Here is a 12,594-nt window from a genome sequence, read left to right on the forward strand (position 1 = left end):
ACGTGAAAACACCTAACGGTGGAAAGAGGCTAACGATATGAAAAACATACTGTTCCTAATCGGGTTAACAGTCGCATTCTCGTGCTCTGCTCAAACGGTATATACCTGGGTAGATGAAGATGGTGTTCTCCACTTTAGTGATACCCCTACCGACCAAGGTGCCAAGTCTCTTCGCCTGCCTGACGTACAAGCATCAGCGCCAGCGCCTAAATTTGAGGCCTCAACGCCTGTTGACGCTGCAGCTTTATCTACAACTAAAACGGCAACGCCCGCTCAGGAGCAAGAAAAAACAAAAACCACGGAACGCGAGGCACCAGCTCAGCTAACACTTATTATGCTGACTCCCATTCATGATCAAACCATCCGCAACAACCGCGGCTTAATCCCCATTCAAATCGAACTCAACCGAAAGCTAGGCATTGGCGAGCAGTTACAACTCATGCTCGATGGTCGTCGTTATGGTGCTCCGCAAACCCAGCCTAATTGGGAACTAAAAGGCATAGATCGAGGTACTCACACCATTGCAATTCAAGCACATAGAAGCGGCAAGCTTATTGCATCTACTAGTCCAGTCACTGTGTATTTACACCGAGCGACGATCAAGTAGGCCAATGTGTTAAAAGAGACTGAATTACTTCGATTTTTCACCTAATCTCAGCCGCTTTTAGCACCTTTAATGAATTATCTTTAGCTTCTGATTGATATGCGCCATACTTGAACTTAGCTACGCACCAATTTGGTGCAGTGAGAAAAACACCAGTTCAAGGACGAAATAGTGAATCGATCAGCGAAAAGCGACAGCATAGATACACATCACCTTTCCAGCGCCATTCTCGACAATATGGTGACTTCGACATTGATGCTCGATGAGCAACTGAATGTGCGATACGCCAACCCTGCGGCTGAACAACTCTTTTCACAAAGCGCGAGACGTATCGTTGATCACCCATTGAGTCAGCTCATCCAACATGCGTCTCTCGACTTAGCACTCTTAACTCAACCTCTACAAAGTGGCCAGAGCATTACTGATAGTGACGTTACCTTTGTGGTCGATAACCGCCCATTAATGCTTGAGGTTACGGTTAGTCCAATCTCTTGGCAGCGAGAGACCTTGCTATTGGTTGAGATGCGCAAGATAGACCAACAAAGACGGCTCAGCCAAGAGCTAAACCAACACGCCCAACAACAAGCGGCTAAGCTGCTGGTACGTGGGTTGGCGCATGAAATTAAAAACCCGTTGGGAGGTTTAAGAGGTGCGGCGCAGTTGCTTGGAAAAATGCTGCCCGATCAGTCGCTCAATGAATATACCCAGATCATTATTGAGCAAGCTGACCGCTTGAGAGCCTTAGTTGATCGCCTTCTTGGTCCACAAAAGCCAGGAACAAAGTCGGAAGAAAATCTCCACCAAATACTCGAAAAAGTAAGACAACTAGTCGAGCTCGAATCGGGTTCAACACTCGCTATCGAAAGAGATTACGACCCGAGCTTACCCGCAATTTTGATGGATTCCGCCCAAGTTGAACAAGCCATGCTCAATATCGTGAGCAATGCTGCACAGATTTTAAAGACCCAAGAATCAGGGAAAATCACCATTCGCACCAGAACGGTGCATCAAGCCAACATTCATGGCCAACGACACAAGCTCGCTGCTCGTATAGAGATCAGCGATAACGGCCCCGGCATCCCTGATGAATTAAAAGACACGCTGTTTTACCCAATGGTCAGCGGACGAGAAGGTGGCACTGGATTAGGATTGTCGATATCTCAAAATTTGATCGATCAACACAATGGAAAAATTGATGTTGAGAGCTGGCCGGGTAACACCACATTCACGATTTATCTACCAATTTAGGTCAACAGAACCTCGCGATTGGACAGCGAGATGAAAGGCTTAACTCGGTAACACAAAGACTAAAGACATCATAAAAACAACAATGATTATCACAATAGATTTGGCTGCAAAGGAATTGAATTATGAGTAAGGGATACGTTTGGGTCGTCGATGACGACAGCTCTATCCGCTGGGTAGTAGAAAAAACACTGTCATCGGCAGATATAAAGTGCGAAACATTTGCAGACGCAGAGAGCGTATTACTTGCTCTTGAGCGCGAAACACCCGATGTTTTGGTATCTGATATTCGAATGCCCGGCATTGACGGGATTGAGCTCTTACATCAGGTTCATCAGCGCTCTCCCGACCTGCCAGTGATTATCATGACGGCACACTCGGACCTCGATGCTGCGGTAAATGCCTATCAAAAAGGGGCGTTTGAATATCTGCCTAAGCCGTTTGATATTGATGAAACATTAACTCTAGTAGAGCGAGCGATTGCGCATAGCCATGAGCAGAAACGTGAACAAGCCAGCGAAGTAACCGAAGAAACCAACGCTCCGGAAATTATTGGTGAAGCGCCCGCGATGCAGGAAGTTTTCCGAGCGATTGGCCGTTTGTCTCGCTCTTCTATCTCGGTTCTTATTAACGGGGAATCGGGCACAGGTAAAGAACTTGTCGCACATGCCTTGCACCGACACAGCCCGAGAGCTAAAAAACCCTTCATCGCTCTTAATATGGCTGCCATTCCTAAAGATTTGATTGAATCGGAGTTATTTGGCCACGAAAAAGGTGCCTTTACGGGTGCCAACAGTGTCCGTCAAGGGCGTTTTGAACAAGCTAACGGTGGCACACTGTTTTTGGATGAAATTGGTGACATGCCACTCGACATTCAAACTCGCCTATTGCGTGTACTTTCTGATGGTCAATTTTATCGCGTAGGTGGTCACTCTGCAGTTAAGGTTGATGTTCGTATCGTAGCCGCGACCCACCAAGACCTTGAACGCTTGGTACATGAAGGCGGCTTCCGTGAAGACCTTTTCCACAGACTGAATGTAATCCGCATTCATATCCCTGCACTACGTGAACGTAAACAAGATATTGAAAAGCTGACTCACCACTTTTTAGCATCAGCTGCAGAAGAATTAGGGGTTGAAGTAAAGACACTGCATTCAGAAACAATCTTGAAACTCAATCAACTGAATTGGCCAGGTAACGTACGTCAGCTTGAGAACATTTGTCGTTGGTTAACCGTAATGGCCAGCGGCAGTGAGATACTCCCTTCCGATCTGCCACCGGAGTTGCTAGAAGAAAAAGTCGTGACGACTTCAGGCTCTGGAGATAATTGGCAGCAGCTGCTCGCTAATTGGGCAAAGTCTGCGCTCGATTCCGGCGAAAAGGAGCTGCTGACTTATGCTCTGCCAGAGTTTGAACGTATATTGCTAGAAGCTGCACTCAACCATACTAATGGTCACAAACAAGATGCAGCCAAGGTTTTGGGATGGGGGAGAAACACCCTAACTCGTAAACTCAAAGAACTGTACTGACCTGATATGACTCTCGATGCAGCTACTTTTTTAACCAAAAAAATGTCGCTTGGTTTAAATAGTGTCGGTACAATTACAGTGCACTATTCACCAAAGTTGTAGCTAAAGATGTCTTTGAAAACACCGATTACCTTGAGAACTGCTGTGGTTCTGCCATTCGTGATGATTTTTCTGTTCACTATGAGCGTAATGGTTTTCACTCAAAAACAAAGCTACAAAGAGATGGTGAGTGATATTAGTGTACGCCAACTAACATCACTCACTGATCACGTTCATCAAAGCCTGTCCAACTTTTTAGAAAAGCCATTTCACGCGAACCTCTCGCTGAGCCATAACATAGGCTATCACCACCTTTATCAAGCGGGAAACCTTAGCAAGGTCCAAGACTACATTTTTTATACGTTTTCAGACCATTTCACTGCTATACCTCAACTCGATGTGATCGGCTTTGGTTCTGAAGATGGTAACTATGTCGGTTTTCGTAAAGAAGCTAACAACGGCTATACCTTGATGGTACAAGACGACCGTACTAACGATCAGCTGGTCATTTACCGCGGCAGCACAATTAGCGAAGACATTCGATCGGTGATTTCAGGTTACGACCCGAGAGTCCGCCCTTGGTACACACCCGTTGCTACGCAAAAAAAGGCTGTATGGTCGCCAATTTATGCCAATGCAGATGAACGACAAGAGATCACCTTATCAGCCCTTGCGCCTATTTATGATAACAACGAATTCAAAGCCGTCGTCGTCAGCGATATTAAGATCAATACCTTCAATGCGTTTCTCAAAGAACTTAAAGATAAAACGGATGCCTCTGTTTATATCATTGATAAACAGCAACGCTTGGTCGCTCACTCGAGTGACGGCAGCGTGGTCTCTTGGGGAACAGGGAAAACCAATAAAGGCCAACGATTACTAGCATCAGAGAGCGCTAACCCGGTAATACGTGAAAGTGCTAGCTACGTAGACCAATTTCACCTAATCGAGAATTTGGGCGTGCAGCGCTTTAGCTTTCGCCTAGACAACGAACGATACTTCAACCAGATCACCCCTTATGAAGATGAGCACGGCATCACTTGGTTTATTGGTATGTCGATCCCTGAAAGCAACCTACTCGGTGAATTACCTGAAAACCAAAGAAACAGCTGGTTGCTCGGGCTAGCGCTGAGTTGCATTGGTGTCATTGCAGGATTAATTGCCTTCAATCGCGTCACCCAACCCATCACCTCAACAGCGGATGCGGCAAAGCGTCTTGCTAAGGGCGATTGGAACACGAGCATGCCAAAGACAGGGCATATCTATGAAACCAGCATGTTGGTGGAGTCATTCAATGAAATGACCAACAACTTAAAGGCTTCCTTTCAAGCATTACAGTCTCAGCTTACCTATGACTCATTAACCAAATTATATAGCCGAGAAGGCTTTATCGACGCTGCCAAGAAAAACCCTGCAAACGAAAAAGGCACACTTTATTTAGTGGGTATTGATCGCTTCCGAGACATCAATGACAGCCTTGGTCATTACAATGGTGACCAATTGCTTATCATTGCGGCCGCTCGTTTAAGAGGTACATTGCCATCCGAGTACCTATTAGCTCGCACTGGCGGTGATGAGTTCGCCATTTACGCCCCGAACGTCATCCAAAGCGAGGAAGCTCAACTACTGACTAATCGCTTGCTTCAAACCTTTGCTTCCCCATTTTCAATGGAATCAGAAAGTGTCGTCATTAAGGTATCGATGGGAGTCGTCGGCGTATCTAACGTCCACGACATTGCGCTATTGCTGCGTAGTAGTAGCATTGCTTTGAGCAACGCAAAACAAGACAAAGCCAGTGTCAGCATTTACAGCCCTGAGATGGGTAAAGCATCAAGACATCGCACTAAGATGCTAGCGCGGATGAACCGAGCGATTGAACTTCAACAGTTCGAACCCTTCTATCAACCTATTATTGATCTAGAATCCGGATCGACCATTGGGGCTGAAGCTTTAGCACGCTGGATAGCCGATGAAGGAATAGTCTCACCACTTGAATTCATTCCTCTCGCTGAAGAGAGCGGGCTTATTTACGATATCGGCAAGCAAATTCTACATAAGTCGTGTCGAGATACTGCAATCGCGATTGAGTCAGGAAAATGGAGCAAGGACTTCTCTATTCACGTTAACCTTTCGGTCGATCAACTGAGTGAAAGTGGCTTTGTTGAACAAGTTAAAGGCACGCTACGTGACACCAAGCTACCAGCAAGCAACCTGACACTAGAGATCACAGAGTCACGCATCGTCGACAATGACCCTGCCATCATCGATAACATGCTGACGCTAAAAGCATTAGGCATCTCGATTGCAATTGATGACTTTGGTACCGGCTATTCGTCACTGGCTTATTTACACAAACTGCCATTTGATTGCTTAAAGATCGATCGCAGCTTCGTTAGCAAGCTGGAAAAAGAGAACCTAGACAGCTCGATCGTCGCGGCCATCGTTAACATCACCAAGGGTTTCAAAGTGAGCTTAGTGGCAGAAGGCGTTGAAACACAGCAACAGGCAGAACTCCTCAAGCAACTAAAATGCCCACTTGCTCAGGGGTTCTTATACGGTCGCCCGGTTCCGTTTGACCAATGGCCTATCGATCTCAGCAATGCCCAACAGAATGCCAAGGTTAAACCGAATAACGAAGCCAAACAAAGCACCAAGGCCAAACAAAACACCAAAGAAAGCCTCAGCTAAATCAAACAGAAATCGAATGAGTCAGATACAAAAATGCCAGCATCATGCTGGCATTTTTTATGTTTTTTCTCGACCGAATGATTAAATCACGCGGGAGAATTGTTGTTGGCGAGCCTTAGCACGTAGGTATTTATCAAAACACATACAGATGTTACGAATCAACAGGCGGCCACGCAGAGTCACACGGATTTCTTTGTCATCGACCTCAACCAACTCATCGTTGATGAAGGTTTGCAGCAATCCTAGGTCTTCTTTGAAGTAACGATTAAAATCGACTGAAAACTCAGATTCGATCATCGTCTTATCCAACTTAAAGTTACAGATAAGCTGCTTAATCACTTCACGACGCAGTAGATCATCGCTATCAAGTGCGACGCCTTTCCAAAGTGCGTGGCGTAGGTCATTAACCTGAGCGTAGTATTTTTTCAGCTCTTTTTGGTTCTGAGCGTAAGCATCACCCACCATAGAGATAGCCGAAACGCCAAAGCCAATCAGGTCAGCTTCACCTTGGGTCGTGTAGCCTTGGAAGTTACGATGCAGGATACCTTCACGCTGAGCTACTGCTAGCTCGTCTTCTGGTAGAGCAAAGTGGTCCATACCAATGAACTGGTAGCCCGCGCCCGTTAAGGTCTCAATGGTATCTTGTAAGATAGCCATTTTTTCTTTTGCTTCTGGCAAGTCTTCATCTTTAATCTTGCGCTGAGCTGCGAACAGTTGCGGCATGTGTGCATAGTTAAAGACAGAGAGACGACCTGGCTTCATCTCAAGTACTTGCTTCAGTGTTTCAGCAAACAATACTTGAGTTTGTTTTGGTAATCCGTAAATCAAATCTAGGTTGGTTGAACGGAAACCCAGGTCTTTTGCACGTTGAACCATCGCAATAATGAATTCTTCATCTTGCTCACGGTTAACTAGCTTCTGTACTTCTTTATTGAAATCTTGAACACCGATACTTAAGCGGTTAAAACCTTCGCTACGTAAGTGGTCTAATACATCGAGTTCGATCTCGCGAGGGTCAACCTCGATACTGATTTCAGCATCCGCTGTGAAGTTAAATTCATCACGCAGAATCATCATCAAACGAGTGATTTGTACTTTCGTTAGGAATGTCGGGGTACCGCCACCGAAGTGCAGTTGAGTTACCTCACGACCATTCAACAAAGAAGCGCGTTGACGAATTTCATGTTCAATCACATCAAGGTACTCATCCGCTTTGTGCGAGTGACGAGTAATTACCTTGTTACAACCACAGTAGTAACAAAGCTTGTGACAGAACGGGATATGCACATAAAGAGAGAGTGGACGCTCTGGATATTGCGTACACGCCATGTCGTAATCAGCGACGGTAAACGCTTCATGAAACTCCAACGCTGTTGGATATGAAGTGTAACGAGGTCCCGAATAGTTGTACTTGTTTAAGATCTCTTGATCCCAAACGATTTGCTGATTCGTTGTTACTGGCTTGCTCGACATAGCGGTAATTCCAATTTAGATCCGCGAGAACCTAAGGTCTCTCAAATCATTTTACATACATTAAAATATAGACGGGTTATTTTGCCACACGACCAGTAAGGTCGTTCCAAGACAAAATCAATTTTTCAGACAAAAACTCAGAACTGCTAGCTTGATCACTAACAAAGCGTCGGGATTAACGAGACGCAAAAGGTAAGAAGGCTCATTTAACATTGTCTATTAAAAGATAAGGCGACTTAAAAACAAGATGCATTTAAGATGAAAAGTCTTAAATGCATAGGTATTAAAAGCAGCGCGTCTAAAAACGGAATGTTAAACAAGCCTCTATATTTAAAAGTCTTAGTGACTAGATCATCTGAATGTTGATTTGGTTATTGAGAGGCTTAACCTTCTCCTGCAACCTTTTCAAATCTTCAATGACCGCATCATTCAAGCGAGTCTCCGCCTTATGGCGTGTGAGATTCTGCTGCATGCGCTCTTTCTTCGTCAGTTCCTGCCTTCCGTCTCCGCGAGCCATATCTTTTACGATATGGTACAGCTCAGAAAGAGCAGGATACTCAGAATCAAAATCGACACGCTCATCACCCTGAACGTTATCCATAATGATACACACTCGGATACTGATCTCAGGTAAGTCACACTGGCCTTGAATACCCGCTAAGCACAAAGTATTTACGTTGTCGTAAATCGTCGCGTTACGTTTTTCAATGGCAAGTGCTTGATGCTGCTTTTGCAACTCCGTCTGCTTCTTCACTTGAAGTAGAAGGTAACCTGCGTAAGAGCCCAAGCCGAGAATGATAATTCCACCAGCAATTGCTAATAAGGTTACGTTCATTGGCTATTAACCTTTAAAGCTGTCTAAGTCGAAATCTTCGAATTGAGATAGCAAGTCTTCGTCAGAGCTTGCTTTCTTCTTAGATGCAACCGGTGCTTCTTCGAAGATCTCTTCTTCATCGTCTTCTGGTTCTAGCAGACCTAAGCGGCCCATTAGGTGTTCGATACGATCAAGTTTCTCATCAACAAACTTCTGCAGACCAGCACCTAGGTTTTCACCATTTTCGATACGATCTAGCAATGTGTTCAGTTGAGCATCATTCTCAAGCATCTCTAACTCTTGTTCGTTAGATAGCTTGCGCTCTTGTTTCGTCGACTTCTTCGCTGGTTCAACAATCAGCGGGATTTTTTTCTTGCTGCCTAAACGAGGGTCGCGAGCTAGTGCAGCTTTACGCTGTTTTGCTTCGCTACCATCTGAGTGACGGCTGCCCGACTTAAGGCCTTTACGCTTTTTAACACGCTTACGTTCACGACCTTCAACATCAGATTCACTACGGTTACGAGTAACCATAGGTTCCGGAGCGCCAAGTGCTCCCGGTTTTCTTGATTTCTTACTACGACCCATTACTGCACTTTCCTCAGTAAAATTACATCATTTCCAAAAAATTCTAGTTCGAGCTTATCCCGCTCTGCCAAAAACTGGAATGTTTGACGACTAAAGAAGACGACATGTGTCGGGTCATTCTTGTAGTGCCAACCAGCAAACGCGTCTACGTCTATTACTAGTTTAGTCATAAGACCAATCCAGCCCTTGGGTTTAACTAAATTCAACCATTGCTGCCACACTTTGTCTGGGTGATAAAGATGCTCTATCACCTCCGTGGCAGTCATAAAGTCATACGTTTTTTCCAACACAGAAGCTTCTGGGTGGTAATAGATATCGTACAACTCCATGGTGTGTCCGGCTTCTTCTAACATAATAGATAGCGTAGGGCCTGGGCCACAACCAAAATCCAACCCGTGTGAGTTAGATGAAATTTTGTCTGTTAGTGGATCCGCGATGCGAGATAGAAAACGGCGATAGCCTGCATCACTAGGATCGTTCTCATGGAGATCATAGTGTGCTTTCTCTTCTTTTGCTTCTAACCTTTGTTCAGGTTTAACAAATACCAGTTCACATTGCTGACATTGCAGATAGGCTCTGCGTTTGTCTTCAAAATAGTGATTCACGCCTTGGTGATGGCATAAGGGACAAGTATACATAGCACATCCTTAAACAGGGATGCGAAACATACCAGAAACTGAGTTTATAGTGGAGAGGTATTGGGTGTTTTTTCATCAAATCAATAAAAAAAGCGATAGGAAAACCTATCGCTCTCTAAATCTGCCTATATCGGCCAAAATTTGCATACTCAACTTGGTACACAAATCTCCATTTGTTATTGGTGCTTTCCATGCCAAATTTGTTTGTTGTTCATCGTCCTGATGAGTTTTGGCTATCCTTTTCTAACACCTTGTTGCTGGGCTGTCCTAGCCTGATCCGTTTCTGTCTATACCGTTAGACTAGATGACCATCCGTATCTAAGTCAGCTCCTAGCTGATGGCCGTTACTTTACCGTGTTACAAAAAGACTACAAGAGTTCAAGTTCACACTTTTGTACACAAATCGATCACACATTGATAAATCAGACATCAGCACAAAACATATTAATAAAACCAATACAAAAGAAAACGCCCCGACCATTACTGATCGGGGCGTCTCTTCAATCTCGCTCGAGCGTACATTTCTTTACTCTGGCTAAGAGCAAGAAACCGACATATTAGTGTAAACCACCAACGTACTTCGATAAGGTATCAATATCTGCGTCTGTTAACTTTTTAGCTACATCACGCATCATCGCATTCATGTCGTTATTACGGCTACCATCGCGGAATTTCTCAAGTTGAGCCTTGATGTAATCTGCGTGCTGGCCTGAAATCTTAGGGAAACCAGAAAGTTCGGTACCGTTACCACGTGGACCGTGACAAGCAATACACGCCGTTACGCCGCGTTCTGCGTTACCCGCGGTGTAAAGAACCTTACCTTCATCTACTACGTTCTCAGGAGTAGAGTTACTAGAGATAGGTAGCGATGCGTAGTACGCCGCTAGGTCAGCCATATCTTCTTCAGATAAAGACATCGCCATTGCACCCATTACAGGTTCATTACGACCTTGCTTACCACCACTAGTCATACCGAGCTTAAGCTCTTTTAACTGCTTCTCTAGGTACTTCTCATGTTGACCAGCCAGCTTAGGGTACTGAGTGATCAGACTGTTGCCGTCAGCACCGTGGCAGGCAACACATGTTTGTGATTTGGCTTTACCAGCTTCAATACTACCTTGAGCCCATACTGAGCAGCTGGCTAAAAGACTCAAAATTAGCGCTAATTTCTTCATGACATTCCATTATAATTATCAAGCTTCCAGTACCACTCTATGTTGCCACTCATGGTACAATAGGCGACCTTATGCCGAGCACGGTTATTTTACACAAATTCACAAAAAAGTAATCAATCGACTACACAAAGTCGAGATGGAGTTAACAGTGAGCGTAAAAATTCATTATCAAAACACGCATTTCATTACCAGTGCACCTGATATTCGTCATTTACCAGAAGACGAAGGGATCGAAATTGCGTTTGCAGGACGCTCCAATGCTGGTAAATCTAGCGCGCTAAATCGCGTTACAAACCAAAAAGGCTTGGCGAAAACCAGTAAAACACCCGGTCGAACTCAGCTAATTAACCTATTTAAGGTAACGGACGGTTGTCATATCGTCGATTTACCAGGATATGGCTTTGCTCAAGTTCCGCTTGAGATGAAGAAAAAATGGCAGAAGTCGCTAGGCGAATACCTACAACGACGTGAAAGCCTGAAAGGTTTAGTGGTATTGATGGATATCCGTCACCCAATGAAAGACCTTGACCAACAAATGATCTACTGGGCTATCGATAGCCGCATCCCAGTACAAGTTTTGTTAACAAAAGCAGACAAACTGAAAAGTGGTGCGCGTAAAGCACAGCTACTGAAAATCCGTAATGATGCGAAATCTTTCGGTGGTGATGTTGCGGTTGATGTATTCTCTTCAATGAAGGGTATCGGCGTTGATCAACTGCGTGCCAAGATGGATGAGTGGTTTGCCCCAGTGTTTGCTGATCAAATCATTGATGAATTAGCGAACGAAGAGCACAACGACTCAGAGTAGTTCTTCTATCTATAGCTTTATCTATAATTAGAAGTTAAAGCACTTACAGCAAGTGATTTAGCCTTATTAATACCCTTCCTTATATAGGTGGGGTATTTTTTTGCCCAAAAATTAGTGAGTTAAACCTAAGTCTTGAGAATTAAAGACAAGATTAATCAGTTAGAAACGAGAGAAGTGAACCATACTAAAAGGCACATCTAAATAAACAGAACAATGAGAAAGGAATACTCATGTGGAAAACACCGTTGGCCATCATTGCACTCATGCTGGTCTCATTGACAGGGTTCGCCTCTGAAGCAGAACAAGAACAAGCCCCACTGATCAATGTTGATATGACCTTGGACTTGGATGGTATGGAAAAATACGCTCAAGATGCGAGTGAGTCTCTTGAGGTGATATCGCAATCTTTGCAGGCGATCGTCAACAACCCCAACCTTAGTGAAGACCAACAACAAGCTCTGAACCAAACCGTTGAAAGCATCAACAAGCTTGCGAGCTCGACCAAGACATCACTCAATCAACTCCCACAAGCCTTAGATCAATCTCGACTCGCCTTTAAAAAGACCAGTCAAATGCTGTTGGATGATATTCAGACCAAGATCATCATTGCGTTAGCAGCCGTTATCGCTGTCATTGTTATCGCTTTGACTGCTATCTACCTACTCATCCTAAAACCCATGCAGCAAACCTTGGTGAAAGCGACCAACAATATCTCTTCTATGGCACAATCCATCCAAATCACCGCCGAAGCGCTGAAATACAGTACTGAGAAACAACAAGAAATCATGGATTACATTGAGCATTCACCCACTCAATACACTGATAAATAAGGTGTGAACGATCAATCCTTTATCGGCAACTTGTAAAATAAAAGTTATTTTAAATGATAAAACAATCAAATTAGAGACGGATTTAAATTACCAAATGCTGATTGAATTCCAGATTTAGGAAAAATTACGTAATTGAGGGGGATTTTGAACGATGTAAGAAAAGGCT

General features: G+C 44.3%; 11 protein-coding genes. 6 read left to right on the forward strand and 5 right to left on the reverse strand.

The window, feature by feature from the left end; genetic code table 11:
* Positions 1-37 precede the first annotated feature (37 nt).
* The 4 genes from OCV36_RS15715 to OCV36_RS15730 all read left to right on the forward strand — a co-directional run bounded on the left by OCV36_RS15715 (position 38) and on the right by OCV36_RS15730 (position 6,105).
* Positions 38-607: a DUF4124 domain-containing protein gene (locus OCV36_RS15715; RefSeq protein ID WP_135455818.1), complete on the forward strand. Its 570-nt coding sequence runs from the start codon at positions 38-40 to the stop codon at positions 605-607.
* Positions 608-775: 168 nt separating this feature from the next.
* Positions 776-1,852 (forward strand): nitrogen regulation protein NR(II), encoded by a 1,077-nt coding sequence (gene glnL, locus OCV36_RS15720; protein WP_017075484.1) that lies wholly within the window; start codon positions 776-778, stop codon positions 1,850-1,852.
* Between the two features lie 122 nt (positions 1,853-1,974).
* Positions 1,975-3,378 carry a nitrogen regulation protein NR(I) gene (gene glnG / locus OCV36_RS15725; RefSeq protein WP_017075485.1) on the forward strand — a complete coding sequence of 468 codons (1,404 nt, stop codon included), beginning with the start codon at positions 1,975-1,977 and terminating at the stop codon, positions 3,376-3,378.
* Between the two features lie 108 nt (positions 3,379-3,486).
* A complete protein-coding gene (locus tag OCV36_RS15730) occupies positions 3,487-6,105 on the forward strand; it encodes a phosphodiesterase GepA (RefSeq protein WP_135455820.1) in 2,619 nt (872 codons plus the stop codon).
* A gap of 81 nt (positions 6,106-6,186) precedes the next feature.
* Here the strand turns inward: OCV36_RS15730 and hemN are convergent, their stop codons facing one another.
* The 5 genes from hemN to OCV36_RS15755 all read right to left on the reverse strand — a co-directional run bounded on the left by hemN (position 6,187) and on the right by OCV36_RS15755 (position 10,790).
* Positions 6,187-7,578: an oxygen-independent coproporphyrinogen III oxidase gene (gene hemN, locus OCV36_RS15735; protein WP_102553926.1), complete on the reverse strand. Its 1,392-nt coding sequence runs from the start codon at positions 7,576-7,578 to the stop codon at positions 6,187-6,189.
* A 346-nt stretch (positions 7,579-7,924) separates the two neighbouring features.
* A complete protein-coding gene (locus OCV36_RS15740) occupies positions 7,925-8,413 on the reverse strand; it encodes a DUF2489 domain-containing protein (RefSeq protein WP_004735578.1) in 489 nt (162 codons plus the stop codon).
* Positions 8,414-8,419: 6 nt separating this feature from the next.
* Positions 8,420-8,977, reverse strand: coding sequence for a Der GTPase-activating protein YihI (yihI, locus tag OCV36_RS15745; RefSeq protein WP_004735577.1), 558 nt, complete (start codon positions 8,975-8,977; stop codon positions 8,420-8,422).
* Positions 8,977-9,615: a class I SAM-dependent methyltransferase gene (locus OCV36_RS15750; protein WP_004735576.1), complete on the reverse strand. Its 639-nt coding sequence runs from the start codon at positions 9,613-9,615 to the stop codon at positions 8,977-8,979. The genes yihI and OCV36_RS15750 overlap by 1 nt, the downstream gene beginning before the upstream one ends.
* A gap of 557 nt (positions 9,616-10,172) precedes the next feature.
* Entirely contained in the window at positions 10,173-10,790 is a 618-nt protein-coding gene (locus tag OCV36_RS15755; RefSeq protein WP_004735574.1) for a c-type cytochrome, read from the reverse strand.
* 148 nt (positions 10,791-10,938) lie between these two features.
* Here OCV36_RS15755 and yihA point away from each other — a divergent pair, with 148 nt between their 5' ends.
* Together yihA and OCV36_RS15765 are read left to right on the forward strand one after the other, a co-directional pair.
* Complete coding sequence (yihA, locus tag OCV36_RS15760) at positions 10,939-11,598, forward strand: ribosome biogenesis GTP-binding protein YihA/YsxC (RefSeq protein WP_102454236.1); 660 nt, start codon at positions 10,939-10,941, stop codon at positions 11,596-11,598.
* Positions 11,599-11,828: 230 nt separating this feature from the next.
* Positions 11,829-12,428: a hypothetical protein gene (locus OCV36_RS15765; protein WP_017081700.1), complete on the forward strand. Its 600-nt coding sequence runs from the start codon at positions 11,829-11,831 to the stop codon at positions 12,426-12,428.
* The last annotated feature ends 166 nt before the right edge of the window (positions 12,429-12,594 follow it).

Source organism: Vibrio echinoideorum, from assembly GCF_024347455.1.
Lineage (GTDB): Bacteria > Pseudomonadota > Gammaproteobacteria > Enterobacterales > Vibrionaceae > Vibrio > Vibrio echinoideorum.